Source organism: Microbacterium sp. NPDC076895, from assembly GCF_040687115.1.
GTDB lineage: Bacteria > Actinomycetota > Actinomycetes > Actinomycetales > Microbacteriaceae > Microbacterium.
On the sequence record NZ_JBFBMQ010000007.1, the window covers coordinates 22373 to 46064 of the forward strand.

The window sequence follows — 23692 nt, forward strand, 5'->3', positions numbered from 1 at the left end:
CGGACGCCCTCCGACTAAACGCGAGACCGAGCCTTACCGATCGACGAGGTCTCAGGACGATATGTGGTGGACGAGCGGTGGCATAGGCATCCAGCTTCGGTCCCGTGCGATGGCGCGGCCATCGCGGAGCCCGCGGAATAGGTGGCTCGTGCCATGGGCAGCGCGCTCCACCACGGCGAGGCGGATGAGTTCCTTGATGAAGGTGAGTGCGGTTCCCAGCGCAAACGGAATGGGTCGGTAGAAGCCGACAGAGCGGTAGTACTGCTTGATCAGGGCACGGTTACGCATGATGTAGTAGCGGTACGCGTCGCTTGAGGCGTTCATGTGCCGCACGCCCATGTCCCACTGCTTGATTTCTCGGGTACGGCGTAGGACGAACTCGTTGACGATCACGGAGGTCGTGATTCGCGATGCGAGCCACCCGTAGACCTGATCGTCCCAATAGATGAAGAAGCGCGGGTCCGGCAGGCCGATCTGTTGCACGATATCGCGGTGGATGAACATTCCCTCGAAGCATCCGGAGTTCATTTCCTTGAATCCCGACTCGTCGAACTCGGCGGGAGCGAAGGGGATCGGGATGCCCATGCGTTCGGCGATCCGGTACTGCCAGTAGAACTCGCTGCCGTCGAAGTCGTAGCGGCGTCCCTGGATTGAGAGAAAGCGCCTCGACCACCGGCCCATTCTGGCGAGACCGTCGGGGATGACCTCGACGTCGTCGTCCATGAGCCAGATCCACTCGGATCCGAGCTCGTATGCGGTCTGCATTCCCGCGCTGAACCCGCCGGACCCGCCGGTATTCGTCTCGAGGCGGCGGTAAACGAGTTCGGTGCCGATCCGTCCACGGAACGACTCAACGACCTCGGTCGTGTCATCCGAGGAGGCGTTGTCGATGACGACGACATGTCCGGGCTTCGGATCCATCTCACCGATGCTCGTGAGCAGTCGCGACAACAGCCCCGACCGATTGAACGTAACCGCCACGATCGTCGCCGTGGATGGGTCGAAGCTCGAGTCAGACGAAGTCGGGTTCTGGTTCGCGGCGCGCATGTCTCGACGATCCTATCTGCGACGCCCTGTTAGGAGGCTGCAGCTTCGCTAGGAACAGGACTGTCAGCATCCACCCCCACAGGAGTAGCGGGCTGGATTCGGTGACGCCCTGGATGACGACGATGACCCCGACCGCGACAGGGAGGAGCGAGACCGTGGCGGTGACCCGGTCGTCCCGACGCTGCCAGCGGTGTTGGCGAACCGCGAAGACCCACGTGCGCCACACGAAGAGGGCATACATGCCGGCAAGCAGTCCGACACCGACCACGCCGAGCTGGAACCACACGTCGACCCACACGCTGTGCGCCTGGATGATGTGCAGGCCTCGGGGCATGACGATCCAGTCAGCGAAGGCAGGGTCCCACGGGATCCACGGTGTCGCGAAGCCATTGCCGACGACCGGCTGGGCGGCGCCGCGGGAGAACACGAGATCCCAGATCTCGGTGCGGTCGGTCAGGTCTCCGTCACGACCGAGGAACGACAGGATGCCGCGCCGCATCAGCCAAGCGAGGCTCGCGGTCATCGCGATCACGGCGGCGGCAGCGAGATACACCCGCACGCGACCCCGTGTCGTTCGTGCCATGCGCGCCGCGAGAAGAATGAGAAGCGCCACCGTGAGCGCGATCGTCGCGATGAACGCCGTGGCTGATTCGGTGCGAACGAGCAGGTACGCCGAGACGGCCAGCGTGACCCCGAACAGGCCCCGGCGTCGTTCCTCGATGGCCAGACGGATGCTGAGGACGACGACTGCGAGCAGGGCCAGCATCGCGAGCAGGTTGGCGTTGCCGACAATGCCGTCAAGGCGTCCGCCAGTGAAGAGCTGGCCGCTCGTCCAGATATCGCTGCGCGCGGTGTCGGCGTCCGCCGCAGCGAACTCGATCCCGACCGGGCCGCCCACGACGAGCGCTGCCCACGCTTCGAAGACCACCGACAGTGCCATAACAGCGGCCAGTGCCCAGGCCAAGGCCGATACTAGCTGGCGCCAGGTCAGCATCGCAGCGAGGGCGATGGCGACCAGCGTGGTCGCTGCCAGCAGGGTCCAGGTCAGGGCACTCGTTTCCGGCCACCGCGACCACGCGAGGCTGGCACCGGCCCATCCTGCGAACGTAAGCGCGGTCCAGGGGAGTGCCCGCCACCGCGGGGCACGGATGACGCGCGCGGCGACGACCGCGACTCCCGCGCACGCGATGACGCCCGCGCCAGCGGCGGCGGGTGCGCCGAACGCCGCCGCCCATCCGGGTGCCGTGAAGGCGATGAACAAGACCACGCCGGCCCACAAGTGTGGCGCGAGACGCAGGGGGATCGTCGTGGAAGGGGCGACGACAGGAAGGGTGGCCGTAGAGGCTCCGAAAGCCGTCATCAATGGCCACGCTAGCTGGCCGACATCACAGATCGGTCACGGACTCCCGAGCCTTCCCACCGAATCCGACGCGACCGGAACAGTCGGAATCAGCGAGTCAGCGGGCGCGCAACAGTTCCCCTAGCTCGATAGCCAAACGCTGTTCCGCGGGTCCTTCGCCGATGTGCGGGGACTGCTTGATCTTGGACCCGAGCAGGATCATCAGCATCCATCCCCAGCCCATGAGGGGCGCCGTTTCGGCAAGACCCTGGACGAGGAGTACCGCTGCGGTGAGCGTCGGCAGCAGTGTCAGCGCCGAGTAGGGCCGGTCGGCCCGCAGATCCCAGCGTGGCCGATCCACGGCGAAGAACCACGAGCGCCACACGAACGCCAGGTAGGCGAAACCGAGCAGGAAGACGCCGACGACGCCGAGTTGGAACAGGATGTCGACCCACACGCTGTGCGCCTGCGTGACCTGCCTGCCGTCGAGCACGATCCAGTCCTGGAACGCGGGATCCCACGGCAGCCAGGGCGTGGCGAAGCCGCCACCGATCGCGAGGTGGTCGCCTGCGCGCTCGAGGACGGCGGTCCAGATCGCCTCGCGATCAAGGAGGTCAGCCGTGCGGTCAAGCGCGGTGAAGACGGGGACCCGCCAGAACCAGAGCGCGACCGCCCCGGCCGCACCGATCAGGGCGTAGCCGACGTAGTAGCGCGTGCGCTCGCCGGGCCTGCGCGCGGTCCGCATCAGCAGCACGGTAGCGAACACGAGCGCGACCCCGGCAGTGGTGAACCAGGCGGTCACGGATGCCGCGAGCACGAGCGTCAGGGCAGACAGCCCGATCCACACGCCGAGCATGATCCGGCGCGACTCGCGTGCGGCGAACTCGATCGCGAACACGATGACCGAGAGCAGAGCGATCATGCCGAGCAGGTTCGGGTTCCCGATGACACCTTCAACGCGCGCGCCGGCGAAGACACCGCCGCTGATCCACTCGGGGGCGCCTGCTGAGGCATCCGTCTCGAACCCCGCGTAGAGCGGGCCGCCGACGACCCATGCCACCAGGATCTCGGCAGCAAGGGACAGCCCAATGACCCATCCGAGGGCCGCCCCGATCGCGCGGACGATCTCGCGCCACGTCAGCACGCTCGCGATGGCGATCGCCTGGAAGGTCGTGGCGACCAGCAGCAGCCATGTGATTGCGGATGTCTCGCGCCAGCCCGACCACGCGATGGACAGCCCGGCCCACAGGATGAACGTTCCCGCAATCCAGGGGAGCCGTCGCCATTGGAACGGTGGGCGGATTACCGCGACCATGACCGCTGATCCGGCGACGATCACACCGCCGACGATCGCCGTGACAGGCACGCCGAATCCGAGCACCCAGCCCGGAGCTGTGAAGGCAAAGAAGAGGCTGAAGACCATCCAACCGCGCAGCAGAAGATGCCGGGTGCGCTCCCGCTCTGGAGCGACCGGCGGCGCCGAAGCTGGATGACGGCTGAAGCTGGCCATGGTGCTCTCAGGGTAGCGCTCAGCGTCTGCCCGATGCGGGGGCCACTGGCCAGGATGCTGACGCTGGCGTCGGTACGCTGGTCGCGTGCTGGTTCCGCTTATGAACACGCCCCGCGACTACGCCTGGGGCTCCACGACTCTGATCGCCGAGCTGGAGGGACGCACCCCGACCGGCGCGCCCGAGGCCGAAGTGTGGTTCGGGGACCATCCCGGCCACCCGGCCCGCGTCCCGGACGGGCGGACGCTCGGTGAGTGGCTGGCCTCCGGCGACGCGCCTGAGGGCACTCCGGAGCGACTGCCGTACCTGCTGAAGATCCTCGCCGCTGGTTCGCCGCTGTCGATTCAGGCCCACCCGTCGAAAGCGCAGGCGGAGGAAGGGTTCGCGCGAGAGGAAGCCGCAGGGACCCCGCGCGACGCTGCGACGCGGACCTATCGAGACGCGAACCACAAGCCCGAGATCATCGTGGCCCTCAGCGACAGGTTCCTCGCCCTGGCGGGGCTGCGCGAACTCGACGCCACCCGGCGGCTCCTCGACGCCGTCGGGGAGGCGACAGCACCGCTGCGCGCGGTTCTCGACTCCCACCCGGATGACGCAGACGCGCTCGCGGCGGCACTGATCTGGATTCTCTCGCCGGCAGCAGGTGCGCAGGTGAGTGAGATCATCGTGGCGGCATCGGATGCGGCATCCGACGAGTTCAGGGATGAGCTGGAGCTCGTGCGGCATCTGCAGAGCCACTATCCGGGCGATCCCGGCATCGTCGTCGCCATGCTGCTGAACCTTGTCATCCTGCGTCGAGGTGAGGGCGTGTTTGTCCCAGCGGGTGTCCTGCACGCGTACATCGAAGGTCTCGGCGTCGAGATCATGGCGGCCAGTGACAACGTGCTGCGTGGGGGACTGACGCCGAAGCACATCGACGTCGCTGAACTCACCGCAATCCTCGATCCGCGACCGGGACCAGCGCCGGTGCTCGATCCTGCAGTGGGTCCTGCGCGCATCTTCACGGGCGACGTTCCCGATTTCGTTCTGACACAGGTGACGTCGGATTCCGGCGCGCCTGCCGAGGTTCGCATGAGCGGCATCGCGATCGCCGTCGCGACCTCCGGTGAGGTCGAGATCACGGGTGCGGATACCCAAGACCGCCTCACACTCCGCCCCGGAGTGGCGGTTCTCATCACCCCGGACGAGAGATCGGTCTCGATCTCGGGCACTGGCGAGGTGTTCGTCGCCGAACCAGGACAGTAGTTCCACCCGCGACACGCCGCGAATTCCGCCAAGAAGGTTAAGGCGGCGATTGAGGGTTTACGATCTGCGACTTGACCGCAGCGAACTACACCGGTGTAATTACTGCAACACGCTGACCGCGTGGGGGAGTTCTTGAGGTGGGGAGAACGACATGTCGGCTTCGCAGTATCGGTCGGGTGTGCCGGACAACTGGTTCGTCGACCCGGTGCATCTCGGTGTGCCCGGTGTACGTCGTGTCGACCCCGAAGACGAGAACGCGCTCGCCTGGCAGACCGACGCGCTGTGCGCGCAGACCGACCCCGAGGCGTTCTTCCCCGAGAAAGGCGGCTCCACGAGAGACGCCAAGCGCATCTGCAGCTCCTGCGATGTCCGCGGCGAGTGCCTGGAGTACGCGCTCCAGAACGATGAGCGATTCGGGATCTGGGGCGGCCTCAGCGAGCGCGAGCGTCGGAAGCTCAAGCGCCGGGCAAGCTGACCGGAGGGGGCGGCCTTCTCGCCCACGGCGGCTCTCAGCCGGAAACGCCGGGCCCAAGGCGCCTGGGCCGGCGGACGCAACCATAGGCTGACGGCGTCATGCCCGGTACTGTTCACGCGATCGTCGTCGTGCGTCCCGACGGTCGCACGTCCGCGGCGTACCACCTTCGTCGCACGTTCGCGTCCCTGGGGGCGGGCTCTCGCCGTCCGGATGCCGTGACCCTGGTGGTGTGCGGAACCGACCCGGCTGTCGAAGACGCGCTCGAACCCGGAAGCCTTCCCGATCCCACCGCCAATGGGCGCGGCGTGCGCGTCATCCGTCTCGGGCGGCGGACGCGGTTCGCGGCCGCGGTGGCCAGCGCCGCCCTCGAGCCGGACCCGCGAAGCGGCACGGGTATGGATGCCGACCTGCTGTGGCTGCTCGCGCAAGACACCGCTCCCGAACCCGAGGCGCTGGCCCGTCTCGCCGGACAGCTTGAGCTCTCACCCACGCTCGCGTTCGTGGCGCCAAAGCTCGTCCGCCATGACAGACCTGAGCGGATCGTGTCGCTCGGGGTCAGCATGACGCGCGCCGGCGCGTCGGTGGAGCTTGCTGCGGGAGATCTTGACCAGGGCCAGCGCGACGGCATCACCGATGTGTTGGGCTCCGACATCCGTGCCGTGCTCGTGCGCGGGTCCGTCTTCCGGGCGTTGCGCGGGATCGACCCGGCCCTGCGCGACGCGGACGAAGGCCTTGACCTCGCCGTGGCGGCACGCCTCATGGGAGGACGCGTTGCTCTGGTCTCCACCACGCGCGTCGGCGTTTCGGGTGATGGGGTTGCCGGGCTTCCGTTCGCCGAGACCGGTAGCCGTCGCCGCATGATCATCGCGCGGCGGCGTGCGGCCCAGTTGCACCGGCGCCTGACCTCTGCGCATCCGCTGCTGCTTGTTCCAATCTGGCTGTCGCTGCCGTTCCTTGCCCTCGGCCGCACGATCGCGCAGTTGGTGATGAAGGACCCGGGCCGAATCGCGGGGGAGTGGGCGGCCACGATTCTGGCTATGGTGCGCCTTGCCGCGATCGCGCGCGGCAGACGCCGCCTGCGCCGTCACCGCAGCGTGCCGTGGTCGCGGATCGCCCCTCTTCGCGTCTCGACCGCGCTCGCCCGTGAGCGTGCGGCAGAGCCGGCCGAGCCCGAGCCTGACGCGCTCCCGCGTGGTGAGCTTCACTTCTTCGGCGGTGGAGGAGCCTGGCTCGTCCTCGCGATGGCAGCTGTCTCACTCGCTGCCTTCCCCGCCCTACTGGCGTGGCCGGCGCTCGGCGGCGGTGCTCTGCAGCCGCTCCGAGACACCGTCGCAGGGCTCTGGGCTGACGCGGCCTACGGACTCCGACCCACGGCGTGGAACGTGTCGGGCCCGGCCGACCCGTTCTCGGCGGTCGTTGCGGTCATCGGTTCGCTCTGGCCTTTCGCGCCCAGTCGCGCTCTCGTCCTCCTGTGGCTGGCGGCTCTGCCGCTGGCTGCCCTCGGCGGGTGGTTCGCGGCGACGCGGATCACCGACCGCCCGGTGCTGCGCATCACCGCAGGTGTGGCGTGGGCGCTTGCGCCAACCTTCCTGGTTGCTCTGAACCAGGGCATCCCGACCGGTGTGATCGTGCACCTTCTGCTGCCGTGGCTGGTCTTCGCCGGTGCCGTCGCGCACCGCTCCTGGGTCCCGGCAGCAGCTGCCTCACTGCTTGCCGCAGCGGTCATCGCCGCGGCTCCCTCGCTCGCTCCCGCGCTGGCCCTCGTTCTGATCGCGGGGACCGTTGCCGCCGCCGTGCGTCGTTCAGGGGCTGGCGTCGCACGGATGCTCTGGGTCGCCGTTCCGACGATCGTGGTCTTCGCGCCCGTGGCATGCGCGCAGCTTCATGCGGGAAACCCGTGGGCGCTTCTCGCAGACCCCGGCGCCCCGATCGACGCCCTCGCGCAGACGTCGAATGCGGGCACTCGACTCTGGGTGTCTCTCGGGTTCCCGGCCTCGAGCGGCGCCGGATGGGCAGAGCTCTTCTCCACCCTGCCGCTGTGGGTTCCGGCAGTACTACTGGTGCCTATCGCGCTGCTGGCGGCATCCGCTGCTGCAATGCCGAGATGGCAGGTCGGGCTGGCGCACCTCGCACTGATCGTGCTCGGCGTTGCCACGGCTGTGGCCGCCACGGCCGTCGCGGTGCGCTTCGACGGCGCGAACGCTCTCACGCTGTGGCCGGGAGCGGGGCTGAGTCTCGCGTGGTGGGGCGTCGTCGGCGGCGCCATCCTGACACTCGATCAGCTCGGTCGGGCCGAAATGGCTCGGTTCCGTCGGCGCGCCGGAGCGGTATCGGCATCCGTCGCGGTTGTCTGCATGGCGACTCTCGTGATCCTGGCAGCACCTGCGCTCACGGCGTCGGCGCGAGGTGCGACAGCCCTCACCAACGGTCCGACCAGCACGCTGCCGGCGTACGTGGAAGCCGATAGCGGTGGCGCCACCGCGCGAGGAACGATGGTGCTGACCCCCGAATCCGACGGCAGTCTCGCCGCACGCGTCGTCTGGGGCGGCAGCGAGACCCTGGGTGCCCACAGCACCGTCCTCGAGACCCGGACTGCTATGGACGACGCCTCATCCCAGCTTGCTGCCACGGCCGCGGCCCTCGTGAGCTCGACCTCGCCCGACGCCGTTGCAGCGCTGGGCGAGCAGGGGATCGCGTTCGTCCTGCTCGCTCCCGGCGCCGACGCCCCGGCGGCTGACGTGCTCCGGCGCGAGTCCGCCACCGCACTCGATCAGCGCGATGACCTCGATCCCGTCGGAGCAACCGAGCGTGGCGATCTGTGGCGTGTCACCTCCGACATCGCTGCACGGCCTGGCGCCCAGGGTTCAGCCGGCGGAATCGCGCTTCAGATCCTTCAGATCGCTGTCATCGTGATCGCCCTCTTGCTGGCGGCGCCGACGGGGCGGAGCCGGGCCCGTGCGCGGCAGCATCCGCGCATCGTGGGTCTCACGCCCGCCGAGCGGGCGATGGATGCCGGACGGGCTCGCCGCCTCGAGGACGGCGCACACGAGGCCCAGGCCCTGCCCAGCGAGCCGACGGGCGAGGAGGCGACATGACCGGATCGGCCTCACGCTGGCTCAGGCCTGTCTTCGGTGGGCTCGCGGGAGCGGGCGCCATTGCGGCGATAGTGCTGGTGCCGCTGATCGAGGTTCCCGCGATAGCGCCGGAACCTGCGTCAGTGGCTGTTTCGCCGCCGTCGGCTGGTCAGACCCTTGTCTGTGCCGGCGACCTGCTCGTGTCAGCGCGAGACTCGACAGCCGTGAACTCGATTACCGTGGCAGCGCCGCAGGCTGTGGCAACGGCAGGGGAGAGCGCGATCGATCGCGGCGAGTTGGACTCGGATGCCGCGGGCGCAGCTCCCCTCGTGCTTCGATCGTCGCCGGGGTCGGAGCCTTTTGCCGCGGCGGGTTCCGCGACTGTCGGTGACCCCGACCTTGCGGGATACAGCGCGGCGTCGTGCCGCCTGCCGCTGCTGGACTCGTGGCTCGTGGCCGGAGCCGGCACGACAGGCGCCGCCGACCTTATCGTGCTCTCAAACCCGGGAGAGGTGGCAGCGACTGTCACACTCACCGTCTACGGAGCGTCCGGAGCCGAGGTTCCTCCCGGTGGCGGGGGCCTCGTCGTGCGTCCTGGCGCGCAGCGCGTCATCCCGCTCGCGGGCATCGCCCTCGGCGAGGAGAGCCCCGTCGTGCATGTGCAAGCATCCGGTGCCCCGGTCGCGGCATCCCTGCAGTCGAGCATCACCCGGGTGCTCGAACCCGGCGGGGTGGACCAGTCCGGGGCGCTCAGCGAGCTCGCCACCAGCCAGACGATCGTCGGGGTCACGGTCACCGAGGGCGCTCTCGGTACCGGGACGGGGCTTTCCGGAACCATGGTGCGGGTGCTCTCGCCGGATGCGGACACCGAGGCGACGATCTCGGTGCGAGCTGTCGGTGCTGCAGTGCCGGCTATCGATCCGGTGACCGTTCAGCTCCGGGCGGGAATCCCGGCGGCCGTCGAGATGCCGAGCCTGCCGGTCGGTTCCTACGCGGTGGACGTCGTGGCCTCGACACCCGTCGCGGCGGCGGTGTGGCAGACGACCGGCTTCGGTGCGGGATCCGACTTCGCGTGGTATCAGGCGTCCCCGCAGATCGAGTCTTCAGCTGTGATCGCTGTGCCGAGCGGGCCCGGTCCGGTCCTCACCATCGCCAACCCGAGCGCGGCGGATGTGACAGTCGAGCTTTCGGAACCGGGGTCAGATCCTGTTTCGGTGGCCGTGCCCGCGGGAGCAAGCGTCCAGGTGCCCCTGCGGGCTTCGACAGCCTACGAGCTCACCGGGGGTCCCGTGCGCGCGAGCGTCGGCTACGTCGGTGCTGGTGCTCTGGGCGCCTTCCCGGTGTTCCCCTCGACCGCAGGCCAGGAGCCGATCGTCGTCTACCCCTGAGCGATCCTCAGAAGTAGCGGAAGCGGTCGGGTCCCAGATCCCACGGATCTTTGCCGAGGTACTGCGCCGCAGCTCGGAACACTGCCCCCTCGATCATCATCCGGCGATGCAGATCGTCGTTGCGGTGCAGGTGCGACAGGCGCTCCAGCGGCACTCGGTACAGGATGATGCGCTTTTGGTCGGTGAGTACCGCCCACCGCGGGATGCCGTCGGCATCCGTTGCGGGGGGCATGTCGCCGATCTCGAAGCTGACGTCGCGAAGCTCCTCCCACGCCGAGCGCAGGAACTCCGCCGCGGTGCCGACGGTGAGGTCGAACCGGTCGATGCGGGTATCCAGGGGCGGGAGCGGTGGACGAACGACCGGGCTGCGTCCGACGCGCCCGTGGCGTCCGTGACGTGCGGGGCGCCGGGATCTCGCCGGGGCTGAGCGGGAGCGTCGCCAGGCCATGCGCCCATCCTAGATCGGCTGGCCCCGCCGGATCTCACCGTCCCGGTGTCACGGATGCACGGTTTGCGCCGCCTGCGACCCGCAACGCGTGACACTCGAACGGCGGCGGTGGTTGGCGGGACCCGCGTGGCGACGGATGACGCTGCGTGCGTGCGGGTACCGTGACGGTGATGCGTGAACGGTTGTGCTCCAAGATCGCGTGCGCGCGGGAAGCCGTCGCCACGCTCACCTACGACTACGGTGACCAGATGGCTGTGCTCGGCCCGCTGGGTCCCGAGGGCGTGATCCACGCGCACGATCTGTGCAGCATCCACACCGAGCGGCTCGCGATGCCGCGAGGCTGGGTGGTTGTGCGCCACGAGACCCTGCGGGCCTGACAGCGGCGCAGTCTCGGGAGCCGACGGCGTGGGAGAATAGCGCTCATGTCGACTTCCACGATCGCCGCGCTCGATTACGCCATCGCCGACCTCGCGCTCGCCGATGCCGGGCGCCACCAGATCCGCCTCGCCGAGAACGAGATGCCGGGCCTGATGGCTCTGCGCGAGGAGTTCGGTCCGCAGCAGCCGCTACGCGGTGCGCGGATCGCGGGATCCCTGCACATGACAGTGCAAACGGCTGTGCTCATCGAGACGCTCGTGGCTCTTGGAGCCCGGGTGCGGTGGGCCAGCTGCAACATCTTCTCGACCCAGAACGAGGCTGCAGCTGCCGTTGTGGTGGGTCCGACCGGCACCGTCGACCGGCCCCAGGGTGTTCCGGTGTTCGCCTGGAAGGGCGAGACCCTCGCCGAGTACTGGGACTGCACAGACCGCATCTTCGACTGGTCAGCGGAGGGATTCGACGGTCCGAACCTCATCCTCGACGACGGCGGTGACGCGACCCTCCTCGTCCACAAGGGCGTCGCTTTCGAGAAGGCGGGGGCAGTGCCGGATGCCGCTCCCGGCGATTCCGCGGAGTACCGGGTGGTTCTCGACGCGCTGCGTCGCTCCCTTGCCAGCGACCCTGAGCGCTTCACGCGCATGAGTCGGGAGCTCGTCGGTGTGACCGAAGAGACCACCACCGGCGTGCACCGGCTCTATGAGCTGGCACGTGATGGCGAGCTGCTGTTCCGTGCGATCAACGTGAACGACTCGGTCACCAAGTCAAAGTTCGACAACAAGTACGGCATCCGCCACTCCCTGCCCGACGGTCTCAACCGTGCCACCGATGCTCTCATCGGCGGGAAAGTTGCCTTCGTCGCCGGGTACGGGGATGTCGGCAAGGGGGCCGCTGAGGCGCTGCGTGGCCAGGGAGCTCGCGTCATCGTGAGCGAAATCGACCCGATCTGCGCGTTGCAGGCGGCCATGGATGGTTTCCAGGTCGCCAGGCTCGAGGATGTCATCGATCAGGTCGACATCCTCATCACGGGAACCGGCAACCGCAACGTTGTCACCGTCGATCACCTGCTCGCGATGAAGCACCTCGCGATCGTCGCCAACGTCGGGCACTTCGACAACGAGATCGACATGGCGGGCCTGGAAAGCCTCGCCGGAACCGAGCGCGTCGAGATCAAGCCCCAGGTCCACGAGTGGAGACTTCCCACCGGCCGGAGCGTGCTGGTCCTCAGCGAAGGACGCCTCATGAACCTCGGGAACGCGACGGGTCATCCCTCGTTTGTCATGAGCGCCTCGTTCACCAATCAGGTCCTCGCCCAGATCGAGCTGTGGACCAAGCGCGACAACTATCCACTGGGTGTTGCAACGCTCCCCAAGGCCCTCGACGAGAAGGTTGCGCGCCTGCACCTTCCCGCCCTCGGAGTCCAGCTGACGCAGCTTTCCGGCGATCAGGCTGCCTACATCGGCGTTCCGGTCGAGGGGCCGTACAAGCTGGAGCACTACCGCTACTGACGCACCGTCCGGACCGTCGTGGTGTCGGCATCCCCGGCGGTCAGAGTGGCGAGGCGCTCGTTCTGTAGGGCCAGGGCCCGCCCCTCACGTGCTCGCCGCAGGGCGACGACACCACGCAGCAGCGTCTCGGGATCGACCGGCGGGAGAGGCGACACGTACGGAGCGACCTCGGTTGCCAGCGCTGCGGCGACCCGCGTCCGCGCGCCGGGGTCGAGGTAGACGGCCTGGTGAACGAACTGCGAGACACGGCGTGCCAGCCGATCGGGCATGCGCCCGACGTCAGCGACCGCCGCCCAACTCGCCAACGCCGGGGGCACCTCGACGGGGCGTGGCCGAAGTTTCGGGGCACGTGAGCGCTCGCAGTATGTGCCGGCGACAAGGTCGCCGAGGCGCTGCGTCCGTGGCGTGAACGCACCGACGATCGCCGCCACCGCGCCCGCGGTCAGCCAGATCTCCAACACCCCGATGAAGGCGCGGATGAACGCGTGTCGGAATCCCGACGCACCGCCATCGACGCGCACGATGCGGCCGCCCACCGCCCACCGTCCGAGGCTCGAGCCGCCCGTGAGTGTCTCTACGAGCGCCGGAACGAGCACCAGGACGACGACCACGGTCGTGATTCCGAGAATCGGCGCCGCGGCGGCATCCAGGAACGCGCCGCCCAGCAGCCAGTTCGCCACGACGGCCAGCACGATCAGGAGCACGACGGATGCGACCACATCGATCAGGCAGCCGAGCGCTCGCTGAAAGAAGCTCAGGGGCTGGATGTCGAGCGCGACTGCTTCGCCGGTGAGCACTTCGTCCTGACGGATCTCGACCGTCATCGGGTGCTCGGGGGCCATGGGTACAGTAAAGCAAATGGATCTCGATGCCCTGACTGACGCGCGACGCGCGGAGTGGGCGCGGCTGGACCAGCTCGGCCGCTCCCGTCGGCTCTCGGGTGCCGAGATCGATGAACTGGTCACCCGGTATCGGGCCGCGTCGGCGGATCTCGCCGACATCAAGACGACCGCGGGGCGCACTGCCGAGGGTGACTACGTCTCGCTGCTCCTGGCGCGCGCCCGGCGCCGGCTGACGGGCCGCGGTGAGAATCCGCTTCGGCAGATCCCCCGCTTCTTCCTCTGGCAGTTGCCGGCGGCGCTTTACCGGCTGCGGTGGACCACCCTCGCTGTCGCTGGCCTGTTCGTGGTGGTCGCGACGGTGGTAGCAACCTGGATCTCCCGTGATCCGGCGCTGGTCGCGTCGCTGGGCTCACAGGTGCAACTCGAGTACTACGCGGATGTCGAGTTCGAGGGCTACTACAGCGAGAATCCCGCGGCCGTCTTCGCAGGTACGGTCTGGACGAACAACGCGTGGATGGCAGCCCAGAGCGTGCTGTTCGGGATTACCGGGATCTGGCCGGTGATGGTGCTGGTACAAAATGCCGTCGCGGTCGGGACGGCAGCCGCCGTGCTCGCAGCCTTCGACCGCATCGACACGTTTTTCCTCTTCATCCTTCCGCACGGGCAACTGGAGCTCACGTGTGTCTTCGTCGCCGTCGCGGCCGGCCTTCACCTCTTCTGGTCATGGGTCGCGCCGGGTCCGCGCACGCGCGGTGAGGCGCTCGCTTCGGAGGGTCGGGCGCTGGCGACGGTGGCGATCGGACTTGTCTTCGCGCTCGCTGTGGCGGGGGTCATCGAGGGCTTCGTGACCGCCCAGGCGTGGCCCTGGGCCCTCAAGATCGGTATCGGAACCGCTGCGCTCGCGGCGTTCCTGGTTTACATGCTCGTCGTCGGGCGGCGAGCGGTGCGTGCCGGTGAGACGGGGGACCTCACGGAGTTCCACACCGGCACCCCGCGCCTGTGGAGCGGCGGATGAGCGGCATCCTCGACGCTCGCTCCTTTTGAACTGATCAAAAATGCGCTAGCGTCGAGGTGTGATGGATGCGCGGGGGATCGCCGGCCCAGAGCCGGTCGAATCGGTGATCCGCGCAGCGGGGCTCCGGGTCACGAGCGCGCGCCTCGCGGTGCTCGACGCTCTGCGAGAGCACCCTCACGCCAGCGCTGATGCGATCTTCGCGGATGTCGACCGCCGCGCCCCCGGGACCACCCTGCAATCCGTCTATAACGCGCTGAGCGACTTCGAGGCGGCGGGACTGGTGCGCCGCATCCAGCCGGCCGGCCAGCCCATGCGGTTCGAGGTCCGCATCGACGACAACCATCACCACCTGGTGTGCACCTCGTGCGGGCGGGTCGAAGACGTCGACTGCGTCACCGGCGAAGCACCGTGTCTGCATCCGTCGCAAACCCACGGCTTCGCACTCGCCCAGGCCGAGATCACATTCTGGGGCGTGTGCGAAGCGTGCGCCGCGACAGAGACCGACTCTTCATCACCTACCCACAACCCGACCGTCACGGAAGGACGATCATGAGCGAAAACGACCCGGCAGTCACCCCCTTGGGGGAACAGCCCAATGACATCGATCAGGCTGTCACCGTCACCGACACAGACGAGGCAGAAGTCGCCGAGGCTACGGGCGACGGCGCCTGCCCCGTCATCCACGCGCAGCCCCACCCCACGAACGGTTCGGCCAACCAGGTGTGGTGGCCGAACAAGCTGAACCTCAAGATCCTCGCGAAGAACCCCGTCGAGGCGAACCCCTACGGCGGTGACTTCGACTACAAGGCCGCGTTCGAGGCCCTCGATCTTGACGCCGTGAAGAAGGACATCGAACAGACCATCACGGTCTCGCAGGACTGGTGGCCCGCCGACTTCGGCAACTACGGACCGCTCATGATCCGCATGGCCTGGCACAGCGCGGGAACGTACCGCGTCATGGATGGACGCGGCGGCGGTGGCACGGGGCAGCAGCGGTTCGCGCCGCTGAACAGCTGGCCCGACAACGTCGGCCTTGACAAGGCCCGCCGCATCCTGTGGCCGGTAAAGAAGAAGTACGGTCGCGCGCTGTCCTGGGGCGACCTCATGATCCTCGCCGGCAACGTCGCGCTCGAGAACATGGGCTTCGAGACCTTCGGGTTCGCCGGTGGACGTATCGATGCGTGGGAGCCGGATGACGACGTCTACTGGGGCCCCGAGACCACCTGGCTCGGCGACGAGCGCTACACGGGTGAGCGCAACCTCGAGCGGCCGCTCGCTGCCGTGCAGATGGGCCTCATCTACGTCAACCCCGAAGGCCCGAACGGCAACCCTGACCCGCTGGCATCGGCCATCGACATCCGCGAGACCTTCAAGCGGATGGCGATGAACGACGAAGAGACCGTTGCCCTGATCGCCGGCGGTCACACCTTCGGCAAGACGCACGGCGCGGCATCCGACTCGTACCTCGAGAACAACCCCGAGGCCGCCGGCCCCGAGATGCAGGGTCTTGGCTGGAAGAACAACTTCGGCTCGGGCAAGGGCGACGACCAGATCACGAGTGGTCTCGAGGTCACCTGGACCTACCACCCGACCCGCTGGGACAACGAGTTCTTCCACATCCTGTTCGGCTACGAGTGGGAGCTCATGCAGAGCCCCGCGGGTGCCAACCAGTGGCGTCCGGTCAACGGGGGTGGGGCCGACATGGTTCCGCTTGCCCACGACCCCTCGAAGCGTCGCGAGCCCCGGATGCTCACGAGCGACCTCGCGCTGCGGTTCGACCCCGAGTACGAGAAGATCTCGCGCCGGTTCCTCGAAGACCCGGAAGCGTTCGCTGACGCTTTCGCTCGCGCCTGGTTCAAGCTGACCCACCGCGACATGGGCCCCAAGGCTCGCTACCTCGGCCCCGAGGTCCCCGCCGAGGACCTGGTGTGGCAGGACCCGGTGCCGGCTGTCGACCACCCGCTCATCGATGAGGCCGATGCGGCGCTCCTCAAGCAGCGCATCCTGGAGTCGGGCCTCACTGTGGCAGAGCTCGTGCAGACCACGTGGGCTGCGGCATCCACCTTCCGCGGCAGCGACAAGCGCGGCGGCGTGAACGGCGCTCGTCTGCGTCTTGCCCCGCAGAAGGACTTCGAGGTCAACAACCCCGCGCAGGTCGCGAAGGTGCTCGGCGTGCTCGAGGGCATCAAGGCCGACTTCGATGCATCGGCTCCCGGCGGCAAGAAAGTGTCACTGGCCGACCTCATCGTGCTGGCGGGCAACGCCGGTGTCGAGAAGGCCGCGAAGGATGCCGGTGTCGAGGCCGTCGTGACGTTCCACCCCGGGCGTACCGACGCGTCGCAGGAGCAGACGGATGTCGAGTCGATGCAGTACCTCGAGCCGGCGGCCGATGGGTTCCGGAACTACCTCGGCCCCGTGGCCGCGGCATCCGGGCTGCCCGAAGAGCACCTGCTGATCGACAAAGCCAACCTCCTGACCCTCACCGCCCCCGAAATGACCGTGCTCGTCGGTGGTCTGCGCGTCATCGCCGGCAACTACGACGGTTCGGCCTACGGCGTGTGGACCCAGCGCCCGGGAGTGCTCACGAACGACTTCTTCGTGAACCTTCTCGACCTGGGCACCACATGGCGGGCGCTGGACCCCGGCCAGCACGCCTTCGAAGGGAAGAAGGACGGCTCGGGTGAGCTCGTCGGCCGCGGCACCCGCGTCGACCTGCTGTTCGGCTCCAACTCCGAGCTGCGCGCGATCGCCGAGGTCTACGCGAGCGACGACGCGAATGAGCAGTTCGTGCGTGATTTCGTGAAGGCGTGGGGCAAGGTCACCGAGCTCGATCGGTTCGACCTGGTCTGAGCCTCAGTCTCGGCATCCACACAGAAGCGGCCCGCCTCCGAGGAGACGGGCCGCTTCTGTTGTGCCGGGTGCGTTGTCAGCTGACGCGTGCCTCGGCCTGGACGGGAGGGAGCGGCTTGCGCTCGAACAGCGCGCGGTGCGCGAATCCGGCGAGGAGGCCTCCGACCAGCGGGAACACGATGAACACCCACAACTGTGCGAGCGCCTCACCGCCGCCGTAGATGGCCGTCGCGATCGAGCGGGCGGGGTTGACGGAGGTGTTGTCGATGGGGATCGAGACGAGGTGGATCATCGTGAGCGTGAAGCCGATCACAAGCCCCGCAAACTTCTCGGCGTTGCGCTGGGGATGCGTCACCCCGAGGATCACGAGCAGGAAGATCGCGGTGAGCAGGACCTCGGCGACGATGGCCGCACCGAGGCCGAATCCGCCGGGGGATGCCGCGCCGTACCCGTTGCTCGCGAAGCCGCCATCCTGAGCGGCGCTGAGCCAGCCGTCAGGACCGAACAGTCCGATGAGGACGATCAGCGTCGTGCCGACGGCGCCGCCGATGATCTGGGCGATGAGGTAGCCGGGAACGTCTTTCCAGGCGAACCGTCCGGCAGCGGCGAGCCCGAACGTGACCGCCGGGTTGAAGTGGCCGCCCGAGATTGGACCCCACGTGTAGATGCCGGCCATCAGGGTCAGACCGAAGGCGAGGGAGACGCCGAGGAAACCGACGCCGAGCGAGGTGCCGTTCTCGCTCGCGCCGAAGTTCGCGGCGAACAGGGCGGTGCCGATCGAACCGAACACGAGCAGGAACGTGCCCAGGGCCTCGGCGATGAGCTTCGTTGCTGTGCCGGGGGCGGAAGTGGTCTCAGCCATCTCTGGCTCCTTTCATTCGGCCGAAACGTAGCGCTCTCAGGCGACTCACAGGCAAACGACTCGCCCCGGAGGGGTGAAATCACCCCGCTTTTCACCTGCACAGGTTCGATGTCGGTCCCGACGCGGGCCACCGGGCGCCGCTCAGAGCCGGCCGAGCGCCTTGAGTGCGAGGTAGCGGTCGGCAACGCGCGGCGGCAGGTCCTCGGCGGATGCCGACAGTGCGTCCACGCCAGCTCGGGAGAGCGCCGTCACCATTCGGTCGGCATCCCAGCGGGCCCGCTCCCGCGCTGCGGCCTCGAAAGCATCGGATTGTGGCTCCTCGGTCTGCTCTGGCTGGGCCGCGGCGACGAGAACGTGCGTGTGGCTGGGAATGAGCGGGAGAGCGCCGAGGAAGCCGCGAGAGGCCTCCGGATCGTCGTGCGCCGTGAGCACGACGACCATCGAGGGCCGGGTGGTCAGGCGCCGGGCCTGCGCAAAGGCGGCGTCCCAGTCGGTGTCGATGAGCCCGGCATCCACGGCGACCATGGCGTCCACGAGGGCCGGCAGAAGCGCCGCACCGTCGCGACCGGTCACACGGGCACGCACCGCCCGGTCGAACATCAACAGATGGACGTGGTCTCCAGCTTGCGCTGCGAGCGCCGAGAGAAGCAGGGCCGCCTCCATCGCGGCGTCTAGTCGCACGCCGTCGTCGACGCGCGTCGCGGCGGTGCGACCGGTGTCGATGATGATGACAATGTGGCGGTCGCGCTCGGGGCGCCACGTGCGAAGCATTGTGGCGCTGGCCCGGGCCGTGGCGCGCCAGTCGATCGAGCGCACATCGTCGCCGCGCACGTACTCGCGCAGAGAGTCGAACTCCGTGCCCTGTCCGCGCACTTGGACGCTGGTGTTCCCGTCGAGCTCGCGCAGCCGTGCGAGGCGCGAGGGCAGATGACGCCGCGAGGTGAAGGGCGGCAGAACCCGGATGCTTCCCGCAACGGCGATCAGGGCGCTCCGCCCCGCGATCCCGAGGGGCCCCGCCGAGCGCAGTGCGAGTCCGACGCTACGCAGCTCTCCGCGCCGACGGGGCAGCAGCGACGTGACCACCCGACCCGACGCGCCCGGGTCGATGCGTATCACCGCCGTTCCGGTGGCTGCGCCCGCGGTTGGCTGCCAGGCATCCCGAACACGGATGCGGAGGGTTCGCGTACCCGTGTTGGTGACTGTCGCCGTCACCTGGGTCGCTTGGTCGCGCAACACCTTCGTCGGTCCGGCGCGGGTGATGCTCACCTGACGCGGGTTGGGGGCGGCCAGCACATCGATCCCGAGCAGCAGCACGCAGAGCCCGAGCCAGGCAGCTGCCCCTGCCCAGGCGGGGATTCCGCCGACCGAACCGAGGATCACGGGAACAGCGCCGGCACCCACGAGAAGCGGGTAGCGACCGGTCACATACATGCGGGGCTCACAGCGGGACGCGGGTCTGCTGCAGGATGCTCTGGAGCAGCGCTTCGACCGACACCCCTTCGAGTTCGGCATCCGGACGAAGCCGGAGACGGTGCCGCCACGTCGGTAGCAGCATCGTCTGGACGTGGTCGGGGGTGATGGCCGGTGATCCGCCGAGCCACGCCCACGCTTTCGCCGTCGCCAGCAGCGCCGTGGCGGCGCGCGGGCTCGCACCCAGCTGCACCGAGGGGCTCTGCCTCGTGGCTTGCGCGAGATCGACGATGTAGCCGAGGACGTCATCGGTGGCGGTGACGTCCCGCACCGCCGCCTGGGCCGCCCGGAGGTCCGCGGCGGTGACGACTGTCTGCACCCCGGCCTCATCGAGGTCGCGGGGTGAGAAGCCGTCGGCGTGCCGGCGCAGCACCGTGACTTCCGCATCGCGTGCGGGCATATCGACGATGAGCTTTAGGAGGAACCGGTCGAGCTGAGCTTCGGGGAGCGTATAGGTTCCCTCGTGCTCGATCGGGTTCTGGGTCGCGGCGACAAGGAACGGATCGGGGAGCGGGCGGGTCACGCCGTCGGTGGATACCTGGCGCTCTTCCATCGCCTCCAGGAGGGCAGCCTGCGTCTTCGGCGGTGTGCGGTTGATCTCGTCGGCGAGCAAGATGTGGGTGAAGACCGGGCCCTCGCGGAACTCGAACTCGCCTGACCGAGCGTCGTAGATGAGGGAGCCCGAGACATCACCGGGCATGAGGTCGGGTGTGAATTGCACGCGCTTGGTCTCGAGGCCGAGCGCCCGGCTGAACGCCCGTACCAGCAGCGTCTTGGCGACACCGGGGACGCCCTCGACCAAGACATGTCCGCGGGCAAGCAGCGCGATCAGGAGACCCGTGATGGCGGCATCCTGTCCGACGACAGCCTTGCCGATCTCGGTACGAACGCGCCCGACGGCTGCGCGGGCGGCGTCGTCATCGAGGACGGATTCGTCGGCAGTCGTCGGCGCCGGGTCGGGAGTCGTCATGGGGCGTTCCTTTCGGGGTGAAGTGCCGCGCGCGCTGCAGCTTCAAGTCTGCGCAATCGGTCGTGGAGTTCGTCAAGGTCGCGCCGCGACATCGGCGGGGCGCCGTCCAGGATGGTTCGCGCATCCTCCCGCGACGTCACCGAGGCGCTGGCAAGCGCGTCGGTGACCTCTGTCGCCGACGACGATCCTGACAGGCCGAGCAACCGCGCGATCCGCACGCGCGCCCCATGGCGCAGCAGGGACGCTGCGTGCGCGGTGTCGCCGGATCGTGCGTACAGGTGGGCTCGGCCCCGCGTCGTCTCCTCGCCGCGTACCGTCACCGGCAGTCGCTCGCCCACAAGCGGTGCAAAACGGATGCCGCGCCACAGCGCCGCCGCGACTGCAGCCGCCAGCGCCAGGACGATCACGGGGCTGACCCACGGCGGAGTGAGTTCGCCGAGGGACGGGTTCGCAGGGTCGAGATTGGTATCTGCCACGGACGGGACGTACCAGACAAGCGTCGCATTCCTGCCCATGAGCCCCAGCGCGAGGGCCGCATTGCCGTCCTGTGCCAGGTGTTCATTCGTGAACAGTGCAGCGCCGTCGACGGCAGAGACGCGTTGCGTACCCGGCGCATCGGGGCGGACAGTTTCGCGCACCAGCAGCGCATAGCCTCCTGCTGCCGGATAGCACTGGGCGGCATCCGTACCGACGAAGACCGTTCGCGGACGGATCGCTCCCGCCCGCTGCGCCTCTGGCACTGAGCACTGCGGCTGCACGAGCGCGTCATCGGCGACGCCGACGGCGTTCGCCCCGTCGGCGATCAGGCGGAGCGTCCGCGATCGCGGATCGATGAGGACGACGTCTGTCGCAGGTGTGGTGAGGGCGGAGATCGCCTCGTCGGAGAGCGCGGGTGCATCCGGAAGCACGAGCGTTGCCGCGGTCTCACGTAGCGCCGCTGCGGCCTGCTCGTGCGAGCGGACGATGCGCACGTCGACGCCCTGATCGGCCAGGATGCGTGCCAGCGCCCGGGTGCCTGTCGGGGCCGCGGATTCGGGATCGAGCGACTCGCGCTGGCTCCATTCGCTGCCGCCGACGATGCTCGCACCGACGATGCCGACAGCGATGAGAGCTGCGACGATGGCGATCCATCCGACCGCCGAACCCCGGCGGGCTCTGGTGGTTGGGAGATCGGCTCGAGCCGCGCGGCGCTCGCGGGTGTCGAGGCTCATGACGCCGGCACCTCGGCCGGTTCGGCCCGCACGGACCCGAGCTGGGCCAGCGCCCTGTCTGCCGCAGCCACCATCTCGTACCCGGCCTCGGTCCCCGGCCGCTGAAGATAGCGGACGTCCTCGAAGACGGTGGCGGCGTCTCCGACCCGCCCGCTCGTCGGCGCTGTCAGCGCGTCGGCTCGCACCGCGAACTGCCGGGCTGTCGTGCCGGGGGCAAGCTCGATCAAGCCTCGTTCGTCCAGGCCGCGGGCTGCTGCCCGGAAGCGCAGCACGATCGCCGCGTCCCAGTCTCGGCGGCTGCGGGCAGCCTCAGCTGCTGTCCGCAGTCCGTCGGCAGTTCGATAGTCGACGTCGCCGAAGAGTTCACCGGTGCGGGCTCGTCGTGAGGATGCCCGGCGGGGGACTCCCCACACGAGAATCGCGATGATGATGACCGCGATGGCGATGATTGCGGCGACGAGGGCGAGAATCGCTGCCCACTCGGGTGCGACATCGGGCGAGAACAGGGAAGCTAGCGCATCCCGCGCCGCCTGTGCCGCTCGGTCGAACCACGTCGGCTTCGCCGCCTGATAGACCGGATCCGCGAGTTCCTGCACGGCCCAGTCGCGAGCCTGTTCGCCATCAGGGATGAGCGGGATCTCTGAGATCACCGAGGCATCGCCCATGTCGTCTGGTCGTCATCGGGGCCCGCGGGAGGCGTCGACGACGCCGGGTCAGCGGTCGGCGTGGCGGGTGTCGGCGACGCGGATGTCGACACAGCTGCAGATTGAGGCGTCATGACGTACCCCGGCGGCGGGGCGAACGGAGCTGGTTGCGCGTACGCTGCAGGCCACCGGGGCTGCACGGCGCGGCCGATGTGCACGACGTACGGGTCGGGGAGGCCCGCCTCTCCCGCATCTCTGCGATCGACGTACTCGAGCAGGTCGAGGTCGAGGCCCTCGTGCCGCATCCGGCAGTCGATGTAGACGAGCCCCGCGGCTGTTGACTGCACGATGACGGCGACCGACTGGATGAGTAGGGTCACGATCTGCGTGAGACCGAGGGTTGCGACGATTCCGATGATCGCCGCTGCGCTCTCATCGCCCGTGGGGGCTATCACTGTCGTCAGGGCCGAGGCGAGGAACGAGAACGGGATGCTGACGACCTGGGCGACGGCGCCGAAGACGAGCGAGACGAGCACGATGATCCCCAAGATCACCCAGAATCGGCCCCGCGACAGCCGCCACGAGCGACCCAGAGCCGCGCCCAGCGACGTGTGCTCCACGATCAGGACCGCCGGAACGAGCAGCAGCTTCACGGACAGCCAGAGGCTCAGGGGGATAGCTGCGAGGATGACGAGGATTCCGAGGATGACTGCGGCGGCGGGAACGGCGACAGCCAGGACGGCGATCAGCCCGCCGACGATGATCACGATCACGCCGATCGCGAGCGAGAGCAGGATCGTGTAGCCGATCAGACGCCAGGCCACGGGCCGCACACGCTGCCACAGCATCCGCAGCGTCATCTTCTCGGCCACCGCAGCGTGCAAGACGTCGGAGATGACCACAGCCTGCACGAGAACGCCCACGGCGCCCGCAAGAAGACCGAGTACGAGACCCGACAGCGCAGTGAGCGTAATCGATCCCGTCAGGACGGCATCCCACTCGTCGGTACCGGCCGGCACGGTATCGAGCCGCGAGAAGCTTGCGAACGCGACCGCCGAGATGGCGATGGTGACAACGAGGTAGGCGATGGTCTGCACGACCATCGCGAACCCGAGCAGCACCTTTGGGTTGTGTCGCAGCGCCGAGAACGAGCGACCCAGAATCGTGCCGAACGTCAGCGGTTGCAACGGGATGATCCCAGGCCGCGGCGCAGGCGTCCAAGACGGGTACGCGGTCACGGGTTCCTCCTACAGGGCTGGAATCGGCGTGAGTTCCATCGTGTCACACGGGACGCAGGCCCGCTCGTGTCCGTCACTGCAGCGTTCTGCGTGCCGCAGCCGTGCGGGCCGGTGCCGACGCGCGCGCGAATCAACGGCGTGCGTACAGGTGGAGTCGACTACTCTCGGGGGAAGCACCCGCGG

Annotated in this window: 20 protein-coding genes; 9 read left to right on the top strand and 11 right to left on the bottom strand. The window is 68.5% G+C overall.

What is annotated here, in order from left to right:
* Window positions 1-51: 51 nt before the first annotated feature.
* The 3 genes from AB0O89_RS07645 to AB0O89_RS07655 form a co-directional block, all read right to left on the bottom strand.
* On the bottom strand, window positions 52-1047 hold the full coding sequence (locus AB0O89_RS07645) for a glycosyltransferase (RefSeq protein WP_363495862.1): 996 nt from the start codon (window positions 1045-1047) through the stop codon (window positions 52-54).
* On the bottom strand, window positions 1013-2407 hold the full coding sequence (locus AB0O89_RS07650) for an O-antigen ligase family protein (protein WP_363495865.1): 1395 nt from the start codon (window positions 2405-2407) through the stop codon (window positions 1013-1015). Before AB0O89_RS07650 ends, AB0O89_RS07645 begins: the two co-directional genes overlap by 35 nt.
* Window positions 2408-2504: 97 nt before the next feature.
* A complete protein-coding gene (locus AB0O89_RS07655; RefSeq protein WP_363495868.1) occupies window positions 2505-3896 on the bottom strand; it encodes an O-antigen ligase family protein in 1392 nt (463 codons plus the stop codon).
* An 85-nt stretch (window positions 3897-3981) separates the two neighbouring features.
* Here AB0O89_RS07655 and manA point away from each other — a divergent pair, with 85 nt between their 5' ends.
* The 4 genes from manA (at window position 3982) to AB0O89_RS07675 (ending at window position 10076) form a co-directional block, all read left to right on the top strand.
* Entirely contained in the window at window positions 3982-5139 is a 1158-nt protein-coding gene (gene manA, locus AB0O89_RS07660) for a mannose-6-phosphate isomerase, class I (RefSeq protein WP_363495871.1), read from the top strand.
* Window positions 5140-5290: 151 nt separating this feature from the next.
* On the top strand, window positions 5291-5614 hold the full coding sequence (locus AB0O89_RS07665; protein WP_228177570.1) for a WhiB family transcriptional regulator: 324 nt from the start codon (window positions 5291-5293) through the stop codon (window positions 5612-5614).
* 98 nt (window positions 5615-5712) lie between these two features.
* Window positions 5713-8709 (top strand): glycosyl transferase, encoded by a 2997-nt coding sequence (locus AB0O89_RS07670; RefSeq protein WP_363495875.1) that lies wholly within the window; start codon window positions 5713-5715, stop codon window positions 8707-8709.
* Window positions 8706-10076, top strand: a complete 1371-nt coding sequence (locus tag AB0O89_RS07675) for a DUF5719 family protein (RefSeq protein ID WP_363495878.1) — start codon at window positions 8706-8708, stop codon at window positions 10074-10076. Before AB0O89_RS07670 ends, AB0O89_RS07675 begins: the two co-directional genes overlap by 4 nt.
* Window positions 10077-10083: 7 nt before the next feature.
* On the opposite strand, the gene AB0O89_RS07680 is transcribed toward AB0O89_RS07675, so the two are convergent.
* Window positions 10084-10524 carry a metallopeptidase family protein gene (locus AB0O89_RS07680; RefSeq protein ID WP_228177573.1) on the bottom strand — a complete coding sequence of 147 codons (441 nt, stop codon included), beginning with the start codon at window positions 10522-10524 and terminating at the stop codon, window positions 10084-10086.
* Between the two features lie 170 nt (window positions 10525-10694).
* Between AB0O89_RS07680 and AB0O89_RS07685 the strand changes: the two genes are divergently transcribed.
* The gene (locus tag AB0O89_RS07685) at window positions 10695-10901 is read left to right on the top strand and encodes a DUF3499 family protein (RefSeq protein ID WP_363495881.1); all 207 of its coding nucleotides are present in this window, start codon (window positions 10695-10697) and stop codon (window positions 10899-10901) included.
* Window positions 10902-10946: 45 nt separating this feature from the next.
* On the top strand, window positions 10947-12407 hold the full coding sequence (gene ahcY, locus AB0O89_RS07690) for an adenosylhomocysteinase (protein WP_363495884.1): 1461 nt from the start codon (window positions 10947-10949) through the stop codon (window positions 12405-12407).
* Here the strand turns inward: ahcY and AB0O89_RS07695 are convergent.
* Entirely contained in the window at window positions 12401-13249 is an 849-nt protein-coding gene (locus AB0O89_RS07695; protein WP_363495887.1) for an RDD family protein, read from the bottom strand. The genes ahcY and AB0O89_RS07695 overlap by 7 nt on opposite strands.
* Before the next feature lie 16 nt (window positions 13250-13265).
* Between AB0O89_RS07695 and AB0O89_RS07700 the strand changes: the two genes are divergently transcribed.
* The 3 genes from AB0O89_RS07700 (at window position 13266) to katG (ending at window position 17114) form a co-directional block, all read left to right on the top strand.
* Window positions 13266-14264 (top strand): stage II sporulation protein M, encoded by a 999-nt coding sequence (locus AB0O89_RS07700; RefSeq protein WP_363495890.1) that lies wholly within the window; start codon window positions 13266-13268, stop codon window positions 14262-14264.
* A gap of 61 nt (window positions 14265-14325) precedes the next feature.
* Window positions 14326-14817, top strand: a complete 492-nt coding sequence (locus AB0O89_RS07705; RefSeq protein ID WP_300590887.1) for a Fur family transcriptional regulator — start codon at window positions 14326-14328, stop codon at window positions 14815-14817.
* Complete coding sequence (gene katG, locus AB0O89_RS07710) at window positions 14814-17114, top strand: catalase/peroxidase HPI (protein ID WP_363495893.1); 2301 nt, start codon at window positions 14814-14816, stop codon at window positions 17112-17114. Before AB0O89_RS07705 ends, katG begins: the two co-directional genes overlap by 4 nt.
* A 76-nt stretch (window positions 17115-17190) precedes the next feature.
* Here the strand turns inward: katG and aqpZ are convergent, their stop codons facing one another.
* From aqpZ to AB0O89_RS07740, 6 genes are all read right to left on the bottom strand, one after another.
* Window positions 17191-17976: an aquaporin Z gene (gene aqpZ / locus AB0O89_RS07715; protein ID WP_363495896.1), complete on the bottom strand. Its 786-nt coding sequence runs from the start codon at window positions 17974-17976 to the stop codon at window positions 17191-17193.
* 141 nt (window positions 17977-18117) lie between these two features.
* Window positions 18118-19407: a DUF58 domain-containing protein gene (locus tag AB0O89_RS07720; protein WP_363495899.1), complete on the bottom strand. Its 1290-nt coding sequence runs from the start codon at window positions 19405-19407 to the stop codon at window positions 18118-18120.
* A 7-nt stretch (window positions 19408-19414) separates the two neighbouring features.
* Window positions 19415-20416 (bottom strand): MoxR family ATPase, encoded by a 1002-nt coding sequence (locus AB0O89_RS07725; protein WP_363495902.1) that lies wholly within the window; start codon window positions 20414-20416, stop codon window positions 19415-19417.
* Window positions 20413-21627: a DUF4350 domain-containing protein gene (locus tag AB0O89_RS07730; protein WP_363495905.1), complete on the bottom strand. Its 1215-nt coding sequence runs from the start codon at window positions 21625-21627 to the stop codon at window positions 20413-20415. Before AB0O89_RS07730 ends, AB0O89_RS07725 begins: the two co-directional genes overlap by 4 nt.
* The gene (locus AB0O89_RS07735; RefSeq protein ID WP_363495908.1) at window positions 21624-22292 is read right to left on the bottom strand and encodes a DUF4129 domain-containing protein; all 669 of its coding nucleotides are present in this window, start codon (window positions 22290-22292) and stop codon (window positions 21624-21626) included. Before AB0O89_RS07735 ends, AB0O89_RS07730 begins: the two co-directional genes overlap by 4 nt.
* Entirely contained in the window at window positions 22274-23509 is a 1236-nt protein-coding gene (locus tag AB0O89_RS07740) for a hypothetical protein (protein ID WP_300590644.1), read from the bottom strand. Before AB0O89_RS07740 ends, AB0O89_RS07735 begins: the two co-directional genes overlap by 19 nt.
* Window positions 23510-23692: the final 183 nt, after the last annotated feature.